This is a genomic window from Alkalihalobacillus sp. NPDC127517, assembly GCF_050276055.1.
GTDB lineage: Bacteria > Bacillota > Bacilli > Bacillales > Bacillaceae_D > Alkalicoccobacillus.
Window position 1 is genome coordinate 13,936 of the sequence record NZ_JBNNQX010000007.1, and the last position, 25,371, is coordinate 39,306.

General features: G+C 34.5%; 27 protein-coding genes and 1 pseudogene. 20 read left to right on the forward strand and 8 right to left on the reverse strand.

Features of this window, described 5'->3' with window-relative positions:
* Positions 1-26 precede the first annotated feature (26 nt).
* From ACQKKO_RS10685 to ACQKKO_RS10695, 3 genes are all read right to left on the reverse strand, one after another.
* Positions 27-1,394 carry a metal-binding protein gene (locus ACQKKO_RS10685; RefSeq protein WP_498646964.1) on the reverse strand — a complete coding sequence of 456 codons (1,368 nt, stop codon included), beginning with the start codon at positions 1,392-1,394 and terminating at the stop codon, positions 27-29.
* 81 nt (positions 1,395-1,475) lie between these two features.
* Complete coding sequence (locus ACQKKO_RS10690; RefSeq protein ID WP_498646966.1) at positions 1,476-2,582, reverse strand: tyrosine-type recombinase/integrase; 1,107 nt, start codon at positions 2,580-2,582, stop codon at positions 1,476-1,478.
* 66 nt (positions 2,583-2,648) lie between these two features.
* On the reverse strand, positions 2,649-3,044 hold the full coding sequence (locus ACQKKO_RS10695) for a helix-turn-helix domain-containing protein (protein ID WP_498646968.1): 396 nt from the start codon (positions 3,042-3,044) through the stop codon (positions 2,649-2,651).
* A 252-nt stretch (positions 3,045-3,296) separates the two neighbouring features.
* Here ACQKKO_RS10695 and xis point away from each other — a divergent pair, with 252 nt between their 5' ends.
* From xis to ACQKKO_RS10720, 5 genes and pseudogenes are all read left to right on the forward strand, one after another.
* Positions 3,297-3,488 carry an ICEBs1 excisionase gene (gene xis / locus ACQKKO_RS10700; RefSeq protein WP_498646970.1) on the forward strand — a complete coding sequence of 64 codons (192 nt, stop codon included), beginning with the start codon at positions 3,297-3,299 and terminating at the stop codon, positions 3,486-3,488.
* A 5-nt stretch (positions 3,489-3,493) separates the two neighbouring features.
* Positions 3,494-3,739, forward strand: a complete 246-nt coding sequence (locus ACQKKO_RS10705) for a hypothetical protein (protein ID WP_498646972.1) — start codon at positions 3,494-3,496, stop codon at positions 3,737-3,739.
* Positions 3,740-4,128: 389 nt separating this feature from the next.
* Positions 4,129-4,524, forward strand: a complete 396-nt coding sequence (locus ACQKKO_RS10710) for a DUF961 family protein (RefSeq protein ID WP_498646974.1) — start codon at positions 4,129-4,131, stop codon at positions 4,522-4,524.
* Between the two features lie 130 nt (positions 4,525-4,654).
* Positions 4,655-6,058 (forward strand): FtsK/SpoIIIE domain-containing protein, encoded by a 1,404-nt coding sequence (locus ACQKKO_RS10715; RefSeq protein WP_498647419.1) that lies wholly within the window; start codon positions 4,655-4,657, stop codon positions 6,056-6,058.
* Positions 6,042-7,120 (forward strand): annotated as a pseudogene (locus ACQKKO_RS10720) (replication initiation factor domain-containing protein). Before ACQKKO_RS10715 ends, ACQKKO_RS10720 begins: the two are co-directional and overlap by 17 nt.
* 299 nt (positions 7,121-7,419) lie before the next feature.
* Here the strand turns inward: ACQKKO_RS10720 and ACQKKO_RS10725 are convergent.
* Positions 7,420-7,593, reverse strand: a complete 174-nt coding sequence (locus ACQKKO_RS10725) for a hypothetical protein (protein ID WP_498646976.1) — start codon at positions 7,591-7,593, stop codon at positions 7,420-7,422.
* Positions 7,594-7,800: 207 nt separating this feature from the next.
* Positions 7,801-8,613, reverse strand: a complete 813-nt coding sequence (locus ACQKKO_RS10730) for an STAS domain-containing protein (protein ID WP_498646978.1) — start codon at positions 8,611-8,613, stop codon at positions 7,801-7,803.
* 268 nt (positions 8,614-8,881) lie between these two features.
* Between ACQKKO_RS10730 and ACQKKO_RS10735 the strand changes: the two genes are divergently transcribed.
* From ACQKKO_RS10735 to ACQKKO_RS10745, 3 genes are read left to right on the forward strand one after another with little or no spacing between them, the layout of a single operon-like run.
* The gene (locus tag ACQKKO_RS10735; protein WP_498646979.1) at positions 8,882-9,076 is read left to right on the forward strand and encodes a hypothetical protein; all 195 of its coding nucleotides are present in this window, start codon (positions 8,882-8,884) and stop codon (positions 9,074-9,076) included.
* The gene (locus ACQKKO_RS10740) at positions 9,073-9,345 is read left to right on the forward strand and encodes a hypothetical protein (RefSeq protein WP_498646981.1); all 273 of its coding nucleotides are present in this window, start codon (positions 9,073-9,075) and stop codon (positions 9,343-9,345) included. The genes ACQKKO_RS10735 and ACQKKO_RS10740 overlap by 4 nt, the downstream gene beginning before the upstream one ends.
* A 22-nt stretch (positions 9,346-9,367) precedes the next feature.
* On the forward strand, positions 9,368-9,661 hold the full coding sequence (locus tag ACQKKO_RS10745; protein WP_498646982.1) for a hypothetical protein: 294 nt from the start codon (positions 9,368-9,370) through the stop codon (positions 9,659-9,661).
* A gap of 289 nt (positions 9,662-9,950) precedes the next feature.
* Here the strand turns inward: ACQKKO_RS10745 and ACQKKO_RS10750 are convergent, their stop codons facing one another.
* A complete protein-coding gene (locus ACQKKO_RS10750) occupies positions 9,951-10,115 on the reverse strand; it encodes a hypothetical protein (RefSeq protein ID WP_498646984.1) in 165 nt (54 codons plus the stop codon).
* Between the two features lie 90 nt (positions 10,116-10,205).
* Between ACQKKO_RS10750 and ACQKKO_RS10755 the strand changes: the two genes are divergently transcribed.
* From ACQKKO_RS10755 to ACQKKO_RS10795, 9 genes are all read left to right on the forward strand, one after another.
* Positions 10,206-11,246, forward strand: coding sequence for a conjugal transfer protein (locus ACQKKO_RS10755; protein ID WP_498646986.1), 1,041 nt, complete (start codon positions 10,206-10,208; stop codon positions 11,244-11,246).
* Between the two features lie 18 nt (positions 11,247-11,264).
* Positions 11,265-11,528, forward strand: a complete 264-nt coding sequence (locus ACQKKO_RS10760) for a hypothetical protein (RefSeq protein WP_498646988.1) — start codon at positions 11,265-11,267, stop codon at positions 11,526-11,528.
* A 14-nt stretch (positions 11,529-11,542) separates the two neighbouring features.
* Positions 11,543-12,064 carry a conjugal transfer protein gene (locus ACQKKO_RS10765; protein WP_498646990.1) on the forward strand — a complete coding sequence of 174 codons (522 nt, stop codon included), beginning with the start codon at positions 11,543-11,545 and terminating at the stop codon, positions 12,062-12,064.
* Positions 12,054-14,447 carry an ATP-binding protein gene (locus ACQKKO_RS10770; RefSeq protein ID WP_498646992.1) on the forward strand — a complete coding sequence of 798 codons (2,394 nt, stop codon included), beginning with the start codon at positions 12,054-12,056 and terminating at the stop codon, positions 14,445-14,447. Before ACQKKO_RS10765 ends, ACQKKO_RS10770 begins: the two co-directional genes overlap by 11 nt.
* 14 nt (positions 14,448-14,461) lie before the next feature.
* Positions 14,462-14,788, forward strand: a complete 327-nt coding sequence (locus tag ACQKKO_RS10775) for an STIV orfB116 family protein (protein WP_186370644.1) — start codon at positions 14,462-14,464, stop codon at positions 14,786-14,788.
* Between the two features lie 14 nt (positions 14,789-14,802).
* Positions 14,803-17,223, forward strand: coding sequence for a CD3337/EF1877 family mobilome membrane protein (locus tag ACQKKO_RS10780; RefSeq protein WP_498646995.1), 2,421 nt, complete (start codon positions 14,803-14,805; stop codon positions 17,221-17,223).
* Positions 17,224-17,266: 43 nt separating this feature from the next.
* Complete coding sequence (locus ACQKKO_RS10785) at positions 17,267-18,295, forward strand: lysozyme family protein (protein ID WP_498646996.1); 1,029 nt, start codon at positions 17,267-17,269, stop codon at positions 18,293-18,295.
* A 10-nt stretch (positions 18,296-18,305) separates the two neighbouring features.
* Positions 18,306-18,809, forward strand: a complete 504-nt coding sequence (locus ACQKKO_RS10790) for a YddI family membrane protein (RefSeq protein WP_498646997.1) — start codon at positions 18,306-18,308, stop codon at positions 18,807-18,809.
* 72 nt (positions 18,810-18,881) lie between these two features.
* On the forward strand, positions 18,882-19,238 hold the full coding sequence (locus ACQKKO_RS10795; RefSeq protein ID WP_498646999.1) for a cystatin-like fold lipoprotein: 357 nt from the start codon (positions 18,882-18,884) through the stop codon (positions 19,236-19,238).
* Between the two features lie 11 nt (positions 19,239-19,249).
* On the opposite strand, the gene ACQKKO_RS10800 is transcribed toward ACQKKO_RS10795, so the two are convergent.
* Positions 19,250-19,579: a hypothetical protein gene (locus ACQKKO_RS10800; protein ID WP_498647001.1), complete on the reverse strand. Its 330-nt coding sequence runs from the start codon at positions 19,577-19,579 to the stop codon at positions 19,250-19,252.
* A gap of 262 nt (positions 19,580-19,841) precedes the next feature.
* Between ACQKKO_RS10800 and ACQKKO_RS10805 the strand changes: the two genes are divergently transcribed.
* Both ACQKKO_RS10805 and ACQKKO_RS10810 read left to right on the forward strand, forming a co-directional pair.
* On the forward strand, positions 19,842-20,921 hold the full coding sequence (locus tag ACQKKO_RS10805) for a response regulator aspartate phosphatase (protein ID WP_498647003.1): 1,080 nt from the start codon (positions 19,842-19,844) through the stop codon (positions 20,919-20,921).
* 3 nt (positions 20,922-20,924) lie between these two features.
* Positions 20,925-21,053 (forward strand): hypothetical protein, encoded by a 129-nt coding sequence (locus tag ACQKKO_RS10810; protein WP_498647005.1) that lies wholly within the window; start codon positions 20,925-20,927, stop codon positions 21,051-21,053.
* A gap of 194 nt (positions 21,054-21,247) precedes the next feature.
* Here ACQKKO_RS10810 and ACQKKO_RS10815 read toward each other — a convergent pair whose 3' ends face one another.
* Positions 21,248-23,056: a hypothetical protein gene (locus tag ACQKKO_RS10815; RefSeq protein ID WP_498647006.1), complete on the reverse strand. Its 1,809-nt coding sequence runs from the start codon at positions 23,054-23,056 to the stop codon at positions 21,248-21,250.
* Positions 23,057-23,238: 182 nt separating this feature from the next.
* Here ACQKKO_RS10815 and ACQKKO_RS10820 point away from each other — a divergent pair, with 182 nt between their 5' ends.
* Positions 23,239-25,269: a KAP family P-loop NTPase fold protein gene (locus ACQKKO_RS10820; RefSeq protein ID WP_498647008.1), complete on the forward strand. Its 2,031-nt coding sequence runs from the start codon at positions 23,239-23,241 to the stop codon at positions 25,267-25,269.
* The last annotated feature ends 102 nt before the right edge of the window (positions 25,270-25,371 follow it).

The window sequence follows — 25,371 nt, forward strand, 5'->3', positions numbered from 1 at the left end:
GTGTGATAGCTAAAATCTATAGAATCTTATTTTCGATTTTTTCGTTTTGAAGATTTTCTCTGCTTGTTAATACTTTTTTTCTTATTTATAGTTTTATTTTTTTTTATTACTTTTTTAGGTTCAAAGATCAATTCATATGTAGGGGTTAGTCCTAAGTGAATGTAATAAAATCTTCTTGTTTGGTAAACTAGCTCTGAAATGTTTATGAGAGTCTGAAATAATTCCCAACAAGCCTTTGTAAAATCTATCAAAGAGAGAGTAGAAGTTTCACTATTTTTTGATTTTGTGGAGGAGAATTGAATTATTTGTTCTTTAACATCTATATCATATGAGTTGTGTCCAATTGCATTTCTTAATTGATTACTGATTGTAGGATATATCAATTCATCAAAAATTTCAGATCGATCTATAAATTCTAATTTCCCACCTTTACTGGTATTTTGGAATTTTTCTAAAGTCTTAATATCTTTTCTTTTGGATTTCATGATTTGATAGTTGTTTCTATATTTCAAATTGTTATATGCAACTACGATATCAAGCAACTCAGTTACAAGTTCAAAAATGTCGACATAAAATTGTTTTAAATCTTCAAATGAAACTGTTGTAATGCCTTTTTTATTATAATCAAATTTAGTATCTTGATAAAAATCCAATCCGAAAACAGGAATCATATATTTGAATTTCTGATTAAATTGATTAATCGACTCAAAAATCTTTTTTTCATATAAATTCATTGATCCAGAGAAATGTTTCATTAAATCTATTAATTCACTATTTTGATTTTGGTAAAGTAAACTTATTTCGTTTCTAATATTTTCGGTATGAACATTAAAAAACTCATCTTTTAATATATTTTTCATTGAGAGTATATTAAGCTGCCTTATGGAGGTAAGGAGTTGTATATCGTTATTAAAAGGATACTGCTTGTTTGTGATTTTTTTTCTCAACTCCTTTTTTAGATAGTGATAATTTTTATTGAACCATAACTCATTTATGCGTCTATAAGTTGGCCATTCATTTTCTATAATCCATAGATACGTAGATACTTTCTCACGAAATTCCATAACAGAATCTTCCATAGTAATTGTACCGGTTTTAAAGAAAGTAGGTAGCATAGTTTCTGTGTGTGTGAATTTTTGTAATTTTTCTGTTAGCAATTCTCCGGATGCTTCTATATAATAATCTGAGCTTGTATTAGTAACTTTTATTACATTCTCTAAAACTAGATGTGCCGTAATGTTTATTTGATCTTGATACATAGTACCTGTTATTAAAATGCCACATTTTAGACAGTTAAATCTAACAGGATGACTATCTAGCCACCCCACTTGTACTCTAACTAAAGTTCTTGCCTTACAAACTTCACATTGATAATTTCCACGTATTGTAACCATTTTTAAACTCCTCTAACTATAAATTGATGTCAATCTTATGATTTGCAGGAAGCTGTCTGAATAAATATATTTAAGGATTTATTATAAGAAGTCGTCTAGTTTGTCAGCCGTCTCTTGTTGCTTATTGGGATAAAGATGACCATAAACATCAATTGTAGTTTTTATAGAGGCATGACCTAATCTTTCTTTTATGGTTGCGTAATCTTCTTTTTGATGGATTAGTAGGGCAACGTGCGAGTGTCTCAAATCATGAAGTCTAATGGGTTCTAAATCGCTCCCTTTACAAATTGTGCGTATTCTTCGGCTGAATATATCTTTTGTGGGAGGGACGTCTTTATATTGAAATACGTGAGTTTCATTTGAATGAGACATTCCGAGTAACCTAAACAATTCTATTTGTTTTTGTTTCCATTCGTCTAATAATAATAAAAGCTTATTATTAATGCTTATTCTTCTTATAGAACTTCTTGTTTTAGGTTCAGAAATTACTAACTGACTTCTATTGTAAGAGAGTGCTTTATAGACATTTATTTCTCTTCTATAAGTGTCAATGTCATTCCAGTTTAATGCGAGCATTTCCCCACAACGCATTCCTGTTAAAAATGCTGTAGAATAGAAAGCTTTAAAAAGAAAGTCTTCTTCTTTAATCAATGAAAGAAATAATTTAAACTGTTCGGGTGTCCAAAATTTCATTTGTTTTGTTTGCTTTTTTAAGCTGGAGACATTATCAGCAGGATTAAAAGACATTGCATTTTCTTCAAGAGCCTGTTTGAATATCCCCTTTAGGATAACCATAATATTATTGATTGTTTTATTTGCCATGCCTGATTCAATCAACTTAAGTTGAAATTTACGTATATCACCTACAGTTAAACTTCGTAAGTTGCTATCAATAAAATAAGGTGTGATATGCTTTTCTACAACATATTGAGTCATAGAAGACGTATTTTGTTTAGTGTGTACTTTACGATCTTCAAGATATATATTTTTAACAAATTCAAAACTTAGCTTTCTTTCTCCGAATATTTGTTTAGTATTGTAAACGTGATAAAGTTCATCCTCATAAGCTTCTGCTTCTTTCCTGCTGTCAAACACTCTTATTTTTCTTCTTCTGTTACCAGTTACGGGGTCTTCCCCTAAACTTACATCAACTTTAAATTTTCCATTGTCTAATTGTTTAATAGCCATAAAAAAAACCTCCACAAGTTTTATTAAAAATATACCCAAGCAATTAAACAAGGGTATAGTGATTAATTAATTTTCTTTTATAGAGGAAAGGTATTCATCAACAGATATTACAGCATTTTTGACCATAGTTTTTAGAAGATTTTTGTCATCATCTGAAATATGTGATGATAAATATTTTAATTCCTCAAAAGTTAATTCGGTTAAAACTTCATTAAAAGGGTCAGTTAATGGGTTAGCGATTTTAAAACTACTTTCAACGTCTTCTGATTTAATATCTAATAGAAAGTCAGAAGAAATACTATATAATTCGCAAAGTTTTTTTAATGTCTGTGTGTCAGGATCTCGAATGTCTCGTTCATAAGTAGATAATACGTTTCCAGATATATTAATCATCTCTGCGGCTTTATTCTGTTTTAAGTTAGATTGTATTCTGGCAATTTTCAAACGTTGACCTAAAGTCATTTTTTTCACCTATTCCATTAATAGTCTATTAATAACATGATACCAACATAATTAGCAAATTTCTTTAAAATCAACAAAACGTGCAATAATCATATTTTAACCAATGATAATTTTTATAATCATTTAGAGTAAATTTATATAAATAAAATTTATTTATATTTTTTACGTGAAATGAATAAAATGAATTGACTTACACTATAAGGTGATTTATTATTGAATTAAGCTAGAAAAACTTATTAAGGAGGTAAAAAAATGAGTGATTTTCTAACGCCACAGCAGGTGTCAGAAATTTTACAAGTAAAACAAGCTAAGGCTTATGAAGTGATTAGGCAACTTAATAAGGAATTAAAGCAAGAAGGCTTTATGGTTATTAGAGGTAAAGTAAATCGAGGTAAATTCGAAGAACGGTTCTTCTATAACAAAAAGTCAGATCGAGTGGGGTAGTGAAAATGAACTTTAAGGAAATGCAAGGTCTTATGCAAATCGCTGTTCCTTTAGCGAAACAAATGGAAGGTGATTGGCAAGCTAGAATGAAATTAGCTTTACGTTGTGTGAAGATAAACCACTACATGAAACAGCCAATTTCAAAAGATACCATTGAAAAACTTTTAGAACATGGAGTTTCCTATAGGAGAATCTCAAAGAATTATCGAATAGGAAGACAAGAAATATCAGTGTTTGAGGATATGCAATGAGTGTGAAGGTAAACCACTTAGAGGATAAACTAGAATACTAGAAAGGATTGACTGTACATTGAAAATTACATATAGAAAAAAAGCGCACCTGACAAAGTCAGATACGCCCTAATAAAACTGTGGAAAGTTTATTATAGCGTATTCTTCTTGAAATGTCACGTGTGTGAGTATTAAGTGGACACAGCTAACACTTATTGAAACGCTGTAGCAGGGACGAATATCCGTGCTGATGGTCATATCTCTGACCTACTAAGTTGCAAGGAAAGCAACTGATAAGCGCCATGATGGATACAGAGCCGGAGCGATTTTCTTTTATACAATATTAGTTATGACGTTGAAAATAAACCGAGAGAAAACAAAAACTAATTAAAAGAAAAGAGGAATTCTAAATGAATTTAAAAGCAGGAATTAAACCGGACGCAGTAGAAACTTTTGGTACTTTGGTGTTTATGGGTCTAGCGAGAGAAAGAATGTATTATGACCGTGAGAAGGGTGAACGTACAGATAAATTGGAATCGAGAATCTATAACTTAGGTTCGAGTATTCAACAGGGACAAATTGAAGTCACGCTACCTGATTATATTGATCTAAAAGAGTATGATTTCATGAGTGAAGTTGAATTGGTACACCCTAGAATTACAGCTAGAGCGCAAGTGAATGGTACTTTTGCAAACATCATCTACACGATTGTTGCAGAGGATATTAAACCTTTGGGACAAAAAGGCTTTGATAAGAAACCGCAGGAGAACAAAGAACCAGTAGGTGCAGGAGCAGATAAAAAATAATTAGTTGATTAAGAGCGTACTAGAAGACATCTAGTGCGCTTTTTCTTTTATCTAGTAGGGTGCGAAGGAGGTAACAATGGGTTTTCGAGATCGACTTTGGAAGTATCGAGGGCATAGAATATTACCTCACATGAAAAATGGTGTGCGGAATGCTGTGGTTAGTATTTTCCTTATAGGGTTTTTAACGCCTATGTATTGGATGAATATCGGTAATTTAGAAACCATGATTAATTGGATTGATATCAGAGAATATCAATTGTTCATCAATTATAGTGAGTGGAATTGGTCGAGTATATTAAAGAGTGTCAGTATTTCTATAGTTGTTGGTCTAATTTCAATTGTAGTTGCCTATTTCTTATTACATGATTTTTATAAAGCAATTTGGCATAGACAAAAAATTGCGAGAATGTTTTATTCAAATCGCTTTGTTGAAGAACAGCGTATTCAATCAGAATCACAATGGTCAGAGAAACAGGTGAGTAAAAATAAAATCACCTACTTTCCAAGAGCGTATTATAAGAAGAAAAAGGGTCATATCTATATCCGAATATCGATGGATATGAGCCGATTTCAAGACCGTTATCTAAACCTAGGAAAGGATTTAGAGAGTGGTCTTTTTTGCGATCTCGTAGACCGAGAAGTGGAAGAAAACTTCGTGGTGTTCAAGCTGTTGTATGACGCTAGTAAGAAAAGAATTCCAATACGGGAAGTCACCGTACAGAATGGCTCAATGAAACTAATGGACGGTGTGTATTGGTCGTTTGATAAACTCCCGCACATGCTAATTGCAGGGGGGACAGGTGGAGGAAAAACGTACTTCATTCTCACTATCATTCAATCAGTACTTAAATCGAATGCCAAGATCAAAATACTTGATCCAAAGAATGCAGATTTAGCCGATTTAGAAGCGGTTCTCCCTAAAGGAACGGTCTTTTCAAAGTCTACGGGGATTCTCATGACACTTCGTAAATCCGTTGACGATATGATGAAACGATCCGAGGACATGAAAAACATGCCCGACTATCGAACAGGTGAAAACTATGCGTATCTAGGTTTACCACCTGTGTTTATTTTCTTTGATGAATATGTCGCTTTCATGGACTTATTAGACATGAAGGAACGAAATGAAGCGATGGGATACATGAAACAACTCGTCATGCTTGGTCGGCAGATGGGTTATTTTTTAGTGCTTGGAGCGCAACGACCTGACGCTAAGTATCTAGCGGATGGCATTCGTGACCAGTTTAATTTCCGAGTGACGTTAGGCAGAATGTCGGAGACAGGGTACGGCATGATGTTTGGGGATTCGGATAAAACCTTTATTAATAAGAGCGTTAAGGGGCGTGGGTATGCGGATAGTGGTACATCAACCATCATGGAGTTTTACAGTCCGTTTGTACCGAAGGGATACGATTTCATGAAGGAGATAGAGCAAGCGTCCGTTGGAGAGGTTGGCGCGTCGGCGACGGCAGTCGCCAGTGGCAACGTAGCGACAGCCTCGGAAACAAGCGTAGGGAATGAGCGCAGCAAGTGACCTACTAAACGAACCCCCCCTAGCTAACAGGGGGGTAGTAATTAAAAACAAGAAACCGAGGTGAACGGAGTGGAACATGAATTAACCGCTATGATGGATTACGTAAGAGTATCCTTCAAAACACATGATGTGGATTTGATTCTTGAAAAGGTGGTTCATCTAAAGAAAGCGTATATGCAGGAATTAGAATCAGGCTTTTATGGCTACATTGGGACGTTTCAACTCGATCAAATTAAAGTCTTCTATTCGAAGCCAGGAGATAGCCGAGGAATATTAGTCGAAATGTCAGGTAAAGGGTGCAGGCAATTTGAAACATTCTTAAAGGCTCGGAACAAAACATGGTTCGATTTCTTCCAAGATTGCTTGAATTTGAATGGCAAGTTTAGTCGAGTGGATATTGCGATCGATGATCGGAAGACCTATTTCACGGTTCCTCATCTGCTTGAAAAGGTTCAGAATGGCGAAGCTATTTCAAGGTTTCGAAAGTCAGATTTTAATGGTTCTGTCAGCATAAAGGATGGCTCGAATGGAGGAACAACCCTATATTTTGGCTCGAAAAAGTCAGAAACGTACCTTTGTTTCTACGAGAAGAATTATGAACAGGCTGAAAAATACGACATACCGATTGAGGACATGGACGACTGGAATCGCTATGAATTGAGGATGAAAAATGAACGAGCGCAAAAAGCGATTTTATCTTTGATGAAGACCAATCAGTTTTTGGATATCGCTATGCAAGTGGTGAATAATTATATTCGCTTTGCGGATAAAGATGAAGAGAAACCACGTTCCAAATGGGAAACGAGCCAATTTTGGCAGGACTTTATTGGTGACTTTGGGCGTTTAAGCCTGTTAATGAGTCCCGAGGAAGAATTTTATGAAAAGACCAAACGTTGGCTAGGCAATTCATGTGCGCCATCTATGAAAATGGTACTTGAAGCGGATCAAGTGTTAGGTACGAATCAGCTATCAGATATGGTGACCAATGCCGAAATGACCAAGAAACAAGAAAAAATGCTTGATGTGTGGTTGGGTGAAGTCAAAGATATGGTACACGCATAAATCAAGGCTCTGCATATCGTATCTGTCAACGGTAAATGTCTGACTGAAACAGAGTGAAAGGAATTTAAGGAGTTGATAGAGTATCGGAAGTACACCCTCTTGGCCGAACAAAAAAACACTTTTTTTTGTTCGCCTACCGGCTAGGGTCGCCCCCAAGATTGGGGGATGGGGGATGACTTAACCCTTGGTCAAGCTAAATTAGCTTGCAGGTTTGGACAGCGTCCAAGGTTTTCAATGGTTACCACTTTAGTTATGTATAAACAAATAAAGGTTCCATATGGGAACCTTTTAGAGAAGTTTTAACTTAAGAAGTCTTGGATAAGAGAAATAGTTATAATCGTTGTCATTAAGCTACCTAATGATGTTAATAAGACAATTTTCTTATTGTTTTGCTGCTCTTTAGGTTTTAAAAACTCATGGATTTGAAACATCCATACTGGCATAGTGAAAAGAGCTAAAAGACCAATAGTCAAATTTACACCTCCTGCTTATTTCAATTATTAAGAACATTTTACCATGAACTTCTGGGTTATGCACTGAACTTTAATTCACACGAAATAGTTAACTGTATACGATCTTTAATGAGGGGGCTAAATCGAACATTATTAGCTTGTAGGTTTGGATAGCGTCCAAGGTTTTATTATTATGAAAAACCCACACATTTCTGTATGGGTTAGGAGTCAAACATTTCGTAATGCAGTTTTTACATCCTTGTAGATAGTAAAGGTGTTAAGTTTAAGCCCTAGTTGAACAATGGTTTGCGCTAATTCAGGTCTTAATCCTGTGATTACAGAATCTACACCTAAGATTTTCAAGGTTTTACTGATATCAAAGATCTTTCCTGCTACGAACGTATCAAATGAGTAAATGCCTGAGAAATCTAAAATAAGTGTTTGAACTTCAGCTTCAGCAACATTAGGTAGGGTGACATTAAAGATTGTATCTAATCTTTGATTGTTTAAAGAACCTACTAAAGGAATGACTGAAACGTCTTCTTTTATAGGAACGATAGGAGCGGAAAGTGATAGGATTTCTTTTTCAGCAAGCGATAAATGATTTTCATGACGCTTCGTATATTTAATGCTTGTTTGTAAGATGGCTTCATCAAAGATACGTATAGTTTTGTTTGAGAGTCTATTACAATCTTTAGAATGGAAGTTACTTTCTTCACAGGTTTCTTGATATGCAAGAAGTAACTCATATCGATAGTTGCTTAAAAGTTCTATAAGATCAAAAATACCCATTCCGAGTTCTGCTGCTTCGTCTAAAATATCAAAATCTAAGGTAAAAGATTCTCCTTGTTGTGATTCATCTGTAAGGGTTAATTTAATTTGTAATAAGATTTCATTTAATAGTGTCCAATGTAATGTTTCTTCTTTTTCTGATAGGTTCTCTAAAAGGTCATTATCTGCAAGGTGAGTTTTATTGTATATTCTGGAGGTTAGCGAAGTTAGATCTTCAAACATCATATTCGATATTTCTACTGATTTCATGTACAACACCCTTATTTCAAATAATTTATATACTGACTGTTTGTTAAAAAGCTTTGAGTGATAGCAAATTATGCTATTCGAAATCTAGGGACTGTGAAATTGATGATCAAAATAATATGTAATGGCTTCTTCTGATACTGAGATGCTATCCCCCTCTCTTTTAGAAGGTCTTTAATTTTGAACACAAACCTTAATACCCTTTTGAGAAATATTTGAAACATCTTCTTATAAGAAAACAGACTTTAATTTAAATAAGGAGGTTATTTCTTTGATAAGAACGATCCTTTCATCTCTTTTACTAGTTAGCTTCTTTATAGTGACTACTTTTATAGCTTTTACTGTGATGTATATCTCGATTGAAGAACAGGTAATTCTCGGGGGAATCATTAGTCTTGTCATGATTTTTATTGTATCAAGTGTCTGCACATCGAATCTAATTCGAATCAAGAAGACAAATTTATGATGTTCATAGATGTGGTCAATGAATCAATGTTGAATGAACTATTGATTAGAAAAAATATTCAACGCCAATGGGAACCGATCTTTGATCAGTTGGCTGAGTTTACACGCCACACTGAAATAGGAGAACAAATACATGTTCATTTGGATGAATACAGTCGAGAGACAGAAGGGAGTTATGATTTCTTTTTTACTGTATTGGAATTGAAAGATGAAGGAGTGATTGAATTATACTTTCAGAACCATCTTGTCGAACACTTTCCAAGAAAGTAAATGATGAAAGGATGATGAATATATGAATAATGTGATCTTACTCAATCGTTCGAACCTAGAGGATCAATTGGATAATCAAGGTATCCTAGATGTGGCTGAACAGTTAATTGAACGAATGAAAGAACACGTACAATATATTGCAAAAGGTGTGTATGAACAGTTCGTCATTGATGTGAAAATAGTTGTGGATAATGTGTTGAAAAACATCACCGCACACTTTATCGTTCATGAAGATGAAGACGAACCATATCAAGAAGAATCAGAAGGACTGAAATATATCTTGTTTCAAGACGTAACCACTACAGATAAAGGATAGTGGTATTTTTTATGCTCACACAATATAAAACGATGGATGAACGTTTCTTAGAGTTAGGCTTTACGGTGGGAAGGGGATCTGTTGTTTATGTTAAAGAGTTAAGTCGATTGACTATGTTAGTAGTGGAGGGAGAACGTAAAAAAGGGTATACCACTTATCGGTATACCTTTTATAAAATATCTTACTTGCCTAATGGCGACCGAAAACATGAAAAAGTGTATCTCAAAGATGCTTCACCTCGGAAGGTGTTACAAAAGGTAACATCTTTTTTACGTTACATCAATGAACGCTAAAAGATGGTAAGCAATCTACTATGGTTTGTTAAGACAGTTTCTAAAAACTGAATATCTTTTTGTATTTCCACTTTTAAGTTATTGTCAACGGCGTATAAAAGGTCTTTCTTTAGCCTTTTAATCTCTTCTGTAAATAAGAGATCATCATTCTGATTAACCAATTTCCACACCTCTTAAATTAAGTTGTCTCAAATTCAAGTACCCTTTTAAGACCATTTCAAACAAATCTGCGAACAGGAAGGAGTTTATCAATGAATATATTTAAACGAATTAAAGGTCGAACACAAAAAATTAAAATTCCACAGAAGCGAAAAAGTCCAATGAAGAAGGATCATTCAAAAAGGACTGCTTTAGCTGTTTGGTCACTTTTAGGATCAATCGTTGTTCTATCCATCCTTACAATCCTACTATCGGTCAATACAAGATCAGGATTAAATATAACAAACGCTATGTTGAATCAAAAGGAAACCGAAGTTAAGGAAACCATGTCGCAGCCGTTAGCCGAACAATTTCTATCGGGGTTCATCCCAACCTATATCAATGTAAAGAATACGAATGAAGCGATTGAAAAACGAAAACAGAATCTAAAAGAATTCATGATTTATTCAGAAGCCTTTCAAAATGAACGAAATGAGTTCTATCAGTTATCGGATATTCAAGGAGATCGAATATTAAAAAGCTATTCCCTTTTTAATGTAACGAAGGAAGATGAAGAAGAAGCTTTATTTGAGTACAAGGTGACATTCACGAACCGCATCCGCCATGAAAAAGAAGTGGAAATTGAACAAGAGGAAAATGATGATGATGACGAAGACAAAGAGCCTGAAACCGAAACGGTGACAGAAACAGAAGAAACCGATCAAACCCTACTATTAAGTATTCCTGTTCAATCGCTGGAGAATCAATTTGCGGTATCAGGTGTGCCGTACTTCTCCGAAGTACCAACAGTGAAAGGAGTGATTGAAAAGGAAGAAGAAGAAAGAGCCGAAGTCTATACAGGGGAGGAAGTCGAGCCGATCCATACGTTCTTAAATACCTTTTTTACTCGGTATGCGTCGGAGCCGAAAGAGGAATTAGCATACATGATGAAAGAACCAACGAGTTTAAATGGAGTGTTTAAACTAGATGAACTAACGAGTACCCATATTGTTGAACAAGAAGAAGGCTATCAGGTATTCGTGACAGTCTTGTTTAGAGGTGTCGAAACGAATATTCCATATATGGTGAATATGGAATTAGACCTCCAACGTCATGAAGGAAATTTCTTTATTGAAACCATGCAATACCAATAAAAAATAGGAGTGATTGATATGAAATTTATGGATTTAGTTGTATTGGCTAACTCGAACGTACCAGATGATTTACCAACATTAAATGTGGTTGAGAATTGGGGATTGACTGTTATTCTTCAACTGATTAGCTTACTTGTTTTTTTCATGGTAGCTAAACACTTTGCTCGCTTTAAAATGGGGGGCATTGTTATGACCATGATTCTTGGTGGAGTAGTTACCTTTGTGGTTCAAAACTGGTCACGAGTAAGTGAATGGGTATCAGCGTTTATTGATACATTCTAAGGAGTGTGAGCGACATGAGATACGTATTTAATTACCGAAAAGCCATGAGAGAACCGAAACAGGTTCAACAGCTAACGAAAGAATATAGTTTACCTTTTGCCTTTCAGTTGATTCATGTAATCAACTTTTTTTTATTCTTCTTTATCGTCCTAGGAGTAGGCTTACTCATTCGCATGGGATTCCCCCATGCGTTTGGGAAAAGCTTTCTCGTTTTCTTAATTGGTATCCCTTTCGGGTTAACCGTTTTGGTAACCAAAATCAAACCCGAAGGGAAAAACCTTTATCTCTACTTTTTAGATGTCGCACGATATTATCTGCAAATTAAGTTGCCAAAGAAACGGTTCTGTCAAGATCATGAAGTGCAATGGATGGACGAACCGCAAACATTTAAACCCTGTGTAAAGGTGGTGCAATCCAACTATGAGTATGTTAAAAACACCGATGAAGACGCTACGGAAGAACTTACTATTGACGAAAACGGGCGACGTGTGGGGGTATTATCGAGTCAAGAGTCAATCCATTCCCATGCAAAATAAGAAAGTCGTCAACCGCTATAAAAAGAACTGGAAAGCCTACTTTGAAGAAGTAACGGAGTATAAAGATGTTCACTTGATGATGTACCCACAAGATTATCAACTAGAAGAAAAGTTTGATGATCTGAATGATGATCTAGCAGACGATTCCAAAGAAATGGCAATGTACTACACCGAAGAAACCCAGCGCATGTTGAATCAACGACTAGGTAATGTCACAAAAAATGACTTTATTATCGGTGTTCGCTTACGGTCTGATTTGGTGAATGTGGACGCTGATTTAAAAGAGAATATGATGTCCATGTTTTCAACAGCAACAGACACGATCATCAATTTATTAGGTTGGGAACAAGATGTATCCGAATCCTTTTTTAAACAATTTAAAGAAGCCGAAGAAACCATGGCAAATGTGATGATGATGGTTGGTGGTGTCAGACTGTCCGAAGAAGAATTGATCTATGTGAATCGATACAATTTTATCCGAGGGATCGACCATCAGGTCGATGAAGAAATGAACAAAACAAGTGTGAATGCCATTACGGACGCATTGATTGATCCAACCTCTACGGGTGTTTTAAAACTGAATGGTGAATTTAATGAATCCTATGCTTCCTTTGTAGTTGTCGACGAATTTCGACATAACATGGCAGAGAGTGAATTGTTTTATGAAGCGCAAACGCTACCGTTTCCCGTGGAAGTACAAATGAAAATTCAAGCCGAAGGTAAATCAAAAACGAAGATGGATTTAAACATGAAGAATCAACAACTAAAAGAAACGAGTAACGAACAGAATCAGGTGGGAGAAGAAACGGATTCATCGGTGAGTACCAGTTCGTATCTTGTGAAACATTTGAGAGATGAAATTAAAAATGATGATGTGAACATGATGAACTGGCTATCCGTGATTGTGGTAACAGGAGAAACCAAAAAAGAATGTAAGAACCGAGCGAAATTAGTCATTCGTCATATGAAGTCGGCAGGAATCACATGTCGATTACCTGTAGCCGATCAACTACCGTTATTCTATAAATTCTTACCAGGGGAGCGACTGGACGCAACGAGCCGAAATTGGATACAGAAGACGACACAAGATGGATTAGCCGAAGGCTTATTCGGGGTCACAGCTGACATCGGTTCAAAAGTTGGCTTCTTCATCGGATGGATCGATCCATTCGCCAAACATACGGATTTATCAAGTGCGATTCATTCAAGTCGTTTCCCTGTGTTGTATCACATGTTTCTAGCCAATCAACAGTTAAGGGGATCAAAAACACGGTCGCCACACGTACTTATCACAGGTGACACAGGAACAGGGAAATCGTTTCTAGCGAAACTCCTATTCTTATATGTGAGTATGCTAGATGTTCGGTCACTCTACATTGATCCAAAGAAAGAGTTAAGGAAATGGATTAATAAGGTGATGAAAAATCCGCAAGTCCAAAAAGACTATCCTTTATTTGCGGAACATCTTGAACGGTTTCATTTCACCACGTTAGATTCGGAGAATGAAGAGAATTGGGGGTCGCTTGATCCGATTGTCTTTCTTCCCCCTATGCAAGCGAAAGAAATGGTACAGGTCATCTTCTCCCAAGTCTATGATTTTAAAGGGAAAGACGATATTCATACAGCGTTTCTACAAGCGATAGCCAAAGTCATAGAACGAAGACAACAAGAAGAACAGATTGGATCAATGCAGATCATCGAACTCATGAGAGAACATGAAGAACCGATTGTTCAGAAAGCAGGTGACTTTCTTCATGAGGTCGTGGCTGATAGTATTCTAAAATTATGCGTCCATGATGGATCAAATGAAGCGTTATCTCTCACAGATCGCATTAATATTATCGAAGTTGAACACTTGGATTTACCTGACGCAACCGATCCGATAGAAAGTTATACGAACTCACAATTAAAATCGAGTGCGGTGATGTTTGCGCTTGGTAAGTTTTGTGAGTTATTCGGCATGGACAAGAGTGAACGAACGATTGAATTTATCGATGAAGCGTGGGTGTTCACATCCAGTAAGCAAGGGAAGAAAGTCGAGAAGCAAATGAGACGAGTAGGACGAAGTTATGAAAATGCGCTTGTATTGATTACTCAAACAACCAAGGACGCATTAAGTGAAGAAGAATCAGGGAATTTCGGTGTCGCATTCGCCTTTGATGAACCGAATGAGCGAGAAGATGTATTGAAATGGATGAACATGGAGCCAAGCGAAGAAAACATCGAGATGATGGATAACATGTTTCAAGGACAATGCCTGTTTAAAGATTACTATGGACGCACAGCGAAAATCAGCATTGAATGTCTGTTTGAAGAATGGCAGGGCGCATTAGAAACGGTCGAAGAATCGAAAGTCGCCGTGGCCGAGGAAAAATACTTGTAGGGGGGAGGAACTTCATGAAACTGGCGATTTTAAATTCAATGGTCGTAACGAATCAAGGGTATTATAAAGCGGAAAAGATCACGCTGCTTGAAGCGAGGAAAATCATGTTTGAACATGAAACCGATTATGAAAGTTATGTGGGACACGAAGCGTCTTCACGAGTATTAGAGGAATTACTTGGTTTCCCCGTTCCGGTGAATCGGATTCGATTTAAACAGAATCGATTTCAACGAGCCATTTGTTTTAAACTGTATGACCGTTATCAAGAATATCAGCGATTAAGCAAAGAAGAATTGCACAATGTGAAATATGACTTTTATCTCCTGACACGGATCGATTAGAAAGGAGGGGCAACGTGAAACGAAAACTACTACTTTTAGGGGTGGCGATACTGCTTCCCCTTTTTCTTGTGTTCGCAACGATCGGTATAACCTATGCCGAAGATGAAGAAGAAGAACCAAGAGGGTCAGAAAATATGTCGGATGTGAATATCGAAGAAAAAGGGGGCGTGGAGTTAGACATCAAGCGTTTCCCTTTAAATCGATATTTTGCGAATAACGAAGATCGTAGCCATACTTTACGGGGCGCATTCGTTGGCTTTGCGAACCTAAGTTTCACCATTGGTACATTCGTTGTTGAAACGGTCGATAAATCAATGGAAATCATGTATTCACTTGAACCGATTGAACGATTTGCCGATCTATTAACGGGCGTAACCTCTACGGTTTATGACACGTTACAGACCTACTTCGGAGAACTGTTTTTCATTATTGCCATTGGCTATATGATTTACTTGTGCATTGTGAGAGGGAGCGTAAAGGAAGCAATCAGACGGTTTATTTTGTTGCTTCTCGTCTTAGTTGTCGGTGGGTACTGGATGATGAATGCAGGATATCTTCTTAAGAGCATGAATGCCGTATCCGTTGAAGCACAAGGCTATCTATTGGAAGCAGGGAACGGCATGATTACCATTGCCAACGGTGATGGCGTATATGCCGATACAGAAAACATTGACGAAGAAGATCGTTTGAATGGGACAGTATCCGTCATGCGAAATATCTATTTTGATTTAGCGGTGAAGAAACCTTATCTCATTGCGAATTATGGTACGACAAGCGAAAATGCGGTTAATAATCATGATGATGATCCGTCCAAGCTTCCGGGTGGAAGTAACTATAATCGAGTCGATCGATTATTGTCTTTTGAATTAACTAGTGATGGGATGGACGATCGAGATGATTATGTAAAGGGTGAAATTAATGAATTAAACAATGATAACTTAGGGTCAGGAAATGTTTTCGCACAGTTAGGCATATCGCTACTCGTTTTAGTCGGTGCGGTAGGTATAGGCATTCCATTTTTCCTTTTGCCTTTCTTGAATCTAATCCTAGAAGTTCTTGCATTAGCATTAACCTTCGCTTTACCATTCGCCTTTATCATGGCGTACATTCCTACTTTCGCCAATTCGGGATTTAAAGCGATTGGAAAACTATTAAGCGTCTTCTTAATTAAGGCATTACTTGGCATTTTGGTATTGTTCGTCTATCTCCTTTGTTTTATTGTCGATACCCTTTTACCACCGAATGGCTTTGCGATGTATTTAGTGAATCTGTTTTCTATGATTATTCTCTTTTTCTTAATGATTCGAAAACGTGATTCGCTTGTTAATTTTATCACGGCTGGTAAAGTTCAATCCGTTGATAATAACATGGTAAAAAATGTTCAACGTGATGTGGTCAATCCTGCATTACAGCCGTTGCAAACAAAGATGGCAGGACTACGATTAGCTTCCTCTAAACAGGCAGGACAAGAAGTGTCTCCTTCTTCCAGTGTGAATGCGCCAACTGCCACAAGGGAACAACCAACCGCCACGGGGAAAAAAGGCGTGGCGAAAGAGGATCGCACGGCACAGACAAAAGATCATCAGGAAACCCCAACATCAGGAAGCACAGCATTCGTAAAAACGAATAACGAACGTACACCACAACAAGCGAAGCAAACAAGAGCCGAGCGAAAGAAAGAACAGAAGGAGGAAAAACGAAAAGCGAAACAGGGTCAGGATCAACAACACGTTTTAGCTCCTATGTCAGAGAAAGAGAAGACTGACCGCCGAGCCACAAAGCAGAACCTACAAACACCTTATACAACAAGAAGTAAACAACAGTCGAAGGAAGATCAAAAAGGGTTACAAGCACAGGGGCAACAAGGACGAAAAGCAAACACCGTTACGAACTTGGAAGATCATAAGGCGTTGCGTACTGTACAAAAAGGAGATTCGTCTCATAAACAACCATCAACAGAAAGGAAGCAAGACAGAACGAGCCAAACCACGATTCATCAAGACGCATTGAAACCAAAGGAACGAGAGACAAAAGCGCCTACTCAAAGAGAAGTGGAATCTAAGGGAGGACGGACAAAGCATATTGAGGAATCGTTACAGCCGAAAGAAAGAGAAAGAGAATCTAAACCTTCGGTTCAATCGTTCTCCAATCCTTTTCAAGCTAGAACAACCAATAAACATCATTCTACCAAGCAACCACATATGAACAATCAACCACAAATGACCAAGCAAAATAAAGGACTTCAACCGAAGCAGGATCAAACTAAGCAACCATCACAGACAGTCAAAAAAGATACATCATCAAAAACAACTTCAACACATGAAAAACGAACGAATGCACCATCAAAGAGTGAAGCAAGAAAAAGCCAAGATCGTACTCAACAACATTTAAACGCTATTGAAAAAGACGAAGACCGCCATAGTCGGAGAGGATAGGACATCTTAGGATGTCCTTTTTTTATAGGAAAGGAGAAGTGACATGAAAAAACTAGGTTGCCTGTTTCTGATACCTGTTGTCGGTATGGGTCTTTTATTTTTAGGAATTATGATGACCGTTACTGGTGAGAATGATTCAAGTGTAAACGAAGGTATGAGAGATGAAGAATTCACGTATGACGGTGAGTATCGATTTAATGGCGTTAGTCCTGAGATTGAGCGGTATCGACCTATCTTTGAAAAATACGCCAAGGAAAATGGAATTGAAGATCATACTGAAATCTTAATGGCAATGACCATGCAGGAAAGTGGAGGACGACTAGCGGACGTTATGCAAAGTTCAGAAAGCCTTGGGTTGCCTGTTAATACGATCACTGATCCCGAAGAATCGATTCAGCAAGGAGTTTACTATTTTTCAACCGTTTTAGAATCAGCGGGTGGTGATACAAAACTAGCGTTACAAAGTTACAACATGGGGCATGGCTTTATTGATTATGCGAAGGAACATAACAACGGGGAGTATAGTCAACCTTTGGCACAGCAATTTTCCGATCATATGAAACAACGGCTAGGGTGGAATGTCTATGGCGATCCCAATTATATTGACAATGTGTACAGATATTTAGATACGAATGAACCTGATTATGCAGGGGGAGGACATTCTGAATGGAAGCTGCCATTAAAAGAGATTCGCATAACAAGTGAATTCGGTCCACGTACACATCCCATTACAGGGGAAGTCAATTCATTCCATGGCGGTTTAGATTTTGGGTGTACCCCATCTGACGATATCCTGAGTGTGAAAGATGGCAAAGTCGTTGAAGCGATTCATAGTAATATCGGATACGGTAATTATGTCACGGTGAAGCATGGAGACCATGAGTTTAGTCGGTACGCTCATTTAACCTCAATTGGCGTACGAAATGGTCAATCTGTGAATCAAGGCGATTCCGTTGGGAAGTGTGGGACAACAGGATCAAGTACAGGGAATCATCTTCATTTAGAACATATGACCGAATTAGGACAACCGCATCATGCGAAAAAAGATCCAAAAGAAACACTAGGATTATAGGAGGTATAGGATGAAGAAGAAACTGATTGCAGGGTGTTTAGTAGTAGGAGCGTTAGTCGTCTATTTACTAATTCAGAACAGCCATTTAAAAAATGAAAATCAGATTTTAATAGAAGAAAGTCATACCGAAGATCAAGAAATCGTCGTGCCATCGTATCATGAAGAAGCGAAAACGTCTGCCCAGGCATTTATTGAAGGATACTTTGATTACCAAGATCAGCCTATCAAAGAAAACGTGGAAGACTTTGCGACAAATGAGGTGTTGAACCAACTACAGTTTGCGAAGCATGAAGAACTAGAGGGGAGAGAAGATTTACATGTAAAATCTAGCGTCGAAGATTTATCGATTTATTTCGGTCAATCGTTAGATGATCGTCAGGAATTACTTGTCTTTTTCACAAATCGAATTTCGTTTAATGATGTAGATAGCCGAGCGCAAACGATTATGAAACTAAACATGATCGAACAAGAAGGGGATTGGAAAGTGCATGAATTTTCGTTTACTCAATACTAACTTGAAAAAACAGTCAATGATCGGTAAGATAAAAGATAATAGGAAAATATATGGTAAAAAGGAGGAATATACGTGAAGAAGTTAAGACTTACTTTATGGATGATTCCACTAGCCATTATTTTGGTCGCATGTGGTGGAAGTGAGTACGATGAAGACATTGAAAGTGCAATTGACTTTCATAGAGAATATCCAATCTATATAAATGAAGAAAGAAAGGCAATGGAAGTTCGAGAGAATGCAAATATCGTAGTTTATGATGATGGTAAATATATTACTTTATCATTTATTGATCCAGAAGATGAAACAGAAGGTCGGAAAGAATCGTATGAAAAAGTCGGTAATAGCTGGAAGCAATTAAAGCAGTATGAAAGTGAACCTCTATTAAATAAGACACCAGTCTATCAAGAACAATTAGGTGAAGAATTATAGGGCTAGGTAAACTAGTCCTTTTTTTTGTGTAGATCATTCCACAGTTTTTTCACTTCATCCTTAATAATTGATTTGTCCATTGTATGTTCAGGACGCCATCCATTTTTAAAAAGTGTATAGGCATAAACTTCATTATTATTAGATGGTGTTTTAATAATTTTTATTTTCCTCATAAAAATGATATTTTGCATATTGTGAATTTCGTTTCCTACCTCGTTTCCCATCTTAATTAATTGCTTTAAACCTAAACCTCTATTTTTTCGATTTATCATGTTTTTAATAGTGCTGTAAATGATATACCTCTTTATCAATTCATCATCAGAAAATGTTGTTTTCCTCACATAAGTCCCCTCTTTTCGAACGTACGTTCTTAATATACACTAAATATTCATAAAAAATCCATAAAAAAGGAAACTTTTTTCAAGTTGATTCGTAAGTAAACTACGGATAATCAGTAAAGTTATGTATAACGGGAAGATTTAACTGTGTCACCAGTAGGTATTGAATACCATTTTTGTTGGGAAAAAGGAGATTATGTAGAATCATTACGCGCGCTTATATTAAACTAAAAAAAAGATGGTAGACAGTCAGGAGAGGATTCAAGTGGAGAATACTTTGGTTGTTCATACTTTTGGTACGAAATGTGTTGAATGGTATAGTTGTATCATAACAAGGGATATTCAGCAATCAGTAAAAATGAAAATTGAGATTGATAATCTCCTTGATGACATTGCTCATGATGAGAGTCTATTAACGTACTATGGGTTAGTAAATTATAGGCATAGTTTGTTAATGGAGGATGTTCAAAAGAGGTTAGAGGTATCAGAACAGGATATTGAACAAAGTCAGAGTGATATCTTCTTAAACTACATGTTTTATTTTTTGAAAGGACAAGAGAAATTTCATAAAGGTAAATATAAATCAGCAATTAAATTGTATAATTCAGCTTCTAAACATATTGAAAAGGTTGAAAGTAATATTGAACAGGCTGAATTTTATTATAAAGTAGGTATAGCGTATTACAGATTAAATCAATACGCTGTAGCAATGTCTTACATTGAACAGGCAAAAGATATATTTTCAATAAGCAAAGATACTTTAGAAAAAACTTTGAATTGTGATTCTGTGACAGCTTGCATATATTCTGAAACGGAAGATTTCAAGAAAGCTGATAAGTTGTTTACTTCTGCCATTGAAAAGGCTTTGGAATTTCCAAATACGTATGCCTTACTGTTAAGAGCTCATGCTAATAATTTGTTAAGACAAGACCGTTTGAATGAAGCTGAAAAATATATGGAGGACGCTATTAGTGTAACTGAACATAAATCTTCATATGTAGGATTGAAATCAATGTCGGAATTAGCTAACATTAAATTGAGATTGAACAAAACTGACGAGGGTATAAGGTTATTAGAGGAAGCAGAAAAAGAGGCTTTGAGTGTTCAAAACTATGAGTATATTGAAAGAAATCGTATAACAAGATGTCTGTATGTTTTCTATAATGAATCAATTTTAGAAGAAAGCATACAAAGTTTAATTAACAAAGGTTTTTATTTTGAGGTATTCGAAGTGGCAACTGAAATATCTAAATACTTTGAAGAGAAAGATGATTTGAATAAAACTTCGAATTATTTAAAATTGGCACTTCAAATGCATATAAAACAAATAGAACTGGGGGAATAAGTTATGAAGAAAATTTTAGTGTCTGCCGTTATATTTACAGCTCTTTTTACAGTAAGCACCGTAGGCAATATTCATTACGCTGAATCCACAAATGTTCAAACAACTTCAAGTAAAGGTGATTTTGCTACTTAATAAGTAAGATATCAACGTAAGTGCATTTAAATTAAGAAGGCTTAAGGTAATCACTTATAAAAAATAAACGCCGATTTATTTGACCTTTTTATCACAAATTCACCAGAGGTTGCATTGTGTAGTCAAATAAAATCGGCTGTTTTTAACAGTGTATGTGTTCTTCTGTTAAACTATACACCGTAAAACTGTAATAATCAAGTTTTATTTAATGGAGAATTCTTAGGCATTTTAACCATAGCATCACTAAAATGTACTATTTTATTTATAGCTTTGGCTTCTCTATTCCTCATAGTTTGAAACAGTTCTAAAAATTTCTGATACTCTTTAAGGTCAAATCTTTTTAACTCATGTAATTCTCTTAAAGTTACAATATCGGGACTATATATCCAGCTATAAGAAATAGAGTTAATTAAAGTTTGAACATAATAAGTTAACCTATTAATAGTATTATCTAATATCAATTTATCATTTTGACCACTATGAACAAGCATATTTCTTAATCTATAGATTTGAGTTATATCGCTCTTAAGATTACTTTTAAATTGATCAAGTTGGTTTTTTATGTTGTTGGATAGCATGATTGTTTGTGATATTAAGAAATTATTATCAACGGAATCACAGCTGAAATCAACCCACTTGTTTAGGTTAGATCCATTAGGACTAGTATTAGTGAAAATATAGATAATAAACATCTCAAACAGATCATCAGTATCATCTATATCGTATGAAGACAATTTTTCTGACAAGTAACCTCTTAACATATTCTCATTTTCTTCTTTATAAATGATTTTTATGTCATATAATAATTTTCTAAAAAAAAGCTTTAACGTTTTTCTGAAATAAAACAAGGCCATATATGGTTCGAAATTATTAATAATAGCTTCTAATTTATTTTGTTGCTCTGCACTATCGATCAATAAAAACTCAATTATACTCCATAATGACATAAAACCATGTCTCATATCATTTTGGTTTTTAGGGTAATCTAATGACTCTAGAATTTTATTAATTTCAATTTTTTGAATTAAGTTTAAATTAGAAAATTGATTAGTGCTTAAGAATTGGTCGAAATATTTTAGTTTTAAAGTGGTGTGGGTAGATTTCATTCCATTTAGGAAAATCTCTCCTTCTCTTTTTAAGGTGAAATTATCATCAATACTTATATTCAGGTACTTACAAAATAATTGGATTTTATTAACGATTTGATCTAAAAAGTTAGTTACAGTTATATTGTCAACACTGTAAATATAAAATTTAATACTATAATGAGATTCTTTATCTACTTCAAGTATATTTTTTATAACTCCACTTGCTTTTAAATCTAATAAATGACTCTTAATAAAAGAGTAGGCTATATCAGATTTATTTATTTTATTTATAATCATGTCAACGCAGTCATACGTTTGATCAGAAGAGTTGCTAACTAGTTTAGAAAAAGAATCTAAGATTTTTACGATAGCTAAGCTTTGATCAGTATGTTGGCTTTGGATATTAGTAATTCTTTGAAACAAAAAATTTTTTGAGTAATTTCTCGAATATAAATGTTCCATAAGTAAAACTATTAGTTCTTCAAGAATATATAATTGCTCACATAGAGATTTCTCATCAGTATTATCATTATTATCTATCTCAGCTTTAATTGTCCAAATAATTCCTTTAAAAAAGTCTTGATTATTAAGTAATTCATCAAGTTTTTTTAGTGAATTTTCGTTATTTATGTGATGGACAAGATTGATTAGTTTAACGAATTGCTTGACGAATTTATTTTTGAATTGAATTTTATTATTTCGTCCAATCATTTTACTTTTTTGAGCATAATAAGAGATGTTATTCATAATTTGTATACCTGAAATGTTTCGGACTTCTTTAGGCAACATTAGATATTGTCTTGTTAGTTCTTGTAACCCAACTAATGGAAGTTCAAAAGCTATCCCCTTAATCTTAGGGTTAGTCGCATTATGTATCTTATTAAAAATAAAAGATGATTTTATTAAAGCATTCATATAATCCCCACTTAATCTATTATTATAAGACGATTATACATTTTTAAAATGATAATAAATAGTTATTTGATAATCTTTGTAAAGAGGTATTCTTAAGAGATTACATTAACCTTTAATTCTCCTTATTTCTTCCAAAAGGCGTTGTTAGATTATATAATAGAGAAAAAAGAACGGGGGTTCCAATGATATATTCTAATTTAGATGTAAGTACGGATGTACCAATTAAAAGCCAAAAAGAAGATTGTTATGATAGACAAAATTTTTCCTATAACATTGCTAGAATCTTAATTGAAAGAACAAATAAATCGTGCTTAGTTTTCGGAATTCATGGCGAATGGGGAGAGGGAAAAACATCTGTAATTAATATGATTAAAGACGAGTTATCAAGGGTTAATAATACATTAATTATAGATTTTAATCCGTGGAGATATGAAGAAGAAGATGCTTTGTTAGCATTATTTTATAAAGAATTAGCTGATAAAATCGGTAATAACCTTCCTGATAAATTTAAAAACATTTTTGATAAATACTTAAAACTTGTAACTGATGCATCAGAAATTTTTGGCTTAGGTACTTTAGGAAAAGCGGTAAATGGATTATATAATCTAATTCCAAATTATGAGCTAATTGATTTCAGAAAGCATGTTGAGGAAGCTATAAAAAAATTTGATAAGAAAATAATTATAGTAATAGATGATATAGACAGATTAGAGAATAAAGAAATACTAAGAATACTAAAATTGGTTAAATTAAATGCAGATATTGAAGGACTGTCTTATATAGTTTCTTTTGATAGAAATATAGTCGCACATTCAATAAATGACGATATTGAAAAAGGAGAAAAATACATTGAGAAAATAATACAAGTTCAAGTAGATATACCAAAGGCTAGAAGTAATGATTTATTTAATGTTTTATTTAGCGAGATGAGCTTCTTATTTAATAGAATGGATGCAGAACAGGTGAAGGATTTTAAAAATAAGTACAGAAAATTTTTCGAAAATTATTTGAAAAATCCAAGACAAATACCTAGATTAATAAACATTTTAAACTTCTCTTCAAGACAATTAGAGGGTGAAGTGAATCTGAAAGATTTAATAGTTTTGGAATCGATAAAGGTATTTCATAAAAAACTCTATACATATATTAAAAACAATAAAAATCTTTTTTTTGACAGTAGAACTATATTGTCTAGATATAATTCAGATAGACAAAATGATTTAGATAGAGAATTCTTTCAAGAGTTTTTTTATCAGTTTAATCAGTATGAACAGAATAATATAGAAGATTTAATTACTTATCTTTTTCCTTATAGTAAATATCTTTTCAATGTTAATGATGAAAACAGAATAGAACTTAAAATTTCTAGCACACAAAAACGATTATCTTCATTTAAATACTTTGATAGGTATTTCTCATATTCCGTAGATAAAGAAGATTTAAGTGATATAGAGATTGATATATTAATTAAAAGTTTAGACGGAAATTCAATAGAAAAAGGAAATAAGTTAGAGACATATTTTCTGAATTTAGAATCTGGTAACAGAAAGAAAAGGTTGTTCGAAAAAATTGATGAGAAGTATAACGAATACGATGATACATTAAAACGCAAATTGCTTGATTACATTATAGATATGCAAGATCATTTTACAATGAATGATGGTTTGGTTCATTTATACTCCAATACTATTTCTAATATATCTCTAAGTGGTAATAAAGGTTTATTTGAAAATACTTTTAAAAAGATACTTCAAGTAAATGATATTTATATTAGAGTACTCGTCTTTAGCTATATGTTTAAAAGAGATACTATGTTTGAAAGTGTATATACTAACCGAACTATAGATAAAGATTTTATTGATCAGTGTAAAATTGAGTTATTTGAGAACTTGAGAGTGATAGATATAGTGAAAATAGACGAAAAGAAATATGATCTTACATATTTTTTGTATTGTATTAAAAATATTGATCAAGAGTACTTTAGTATTATGATGAATGTTAAGTTAGAAAATTCTTATGCATTAATTGAAAAATTATTAGCAATGTTTCCTGGAAGTGATTCATCAACAGATAAAGATAAATATAATGCGTTAAGTGAATATGTAGACACTAAACATGTTTATAAAATACTAATATCTAATTTCAATGATATTACTCATAGCTCTAACATCAACAATTTCATGAAAATGCACCGAAAAATTGTGAATGAATGATAAGATAAAAGACAACCACAAATGCGAACTTTAATTAAAAAATATAACGCTTTGTTCGCTTTTTTTCTGTTTGTTTCTTTCCTTAATCTTTCCATAACTAGT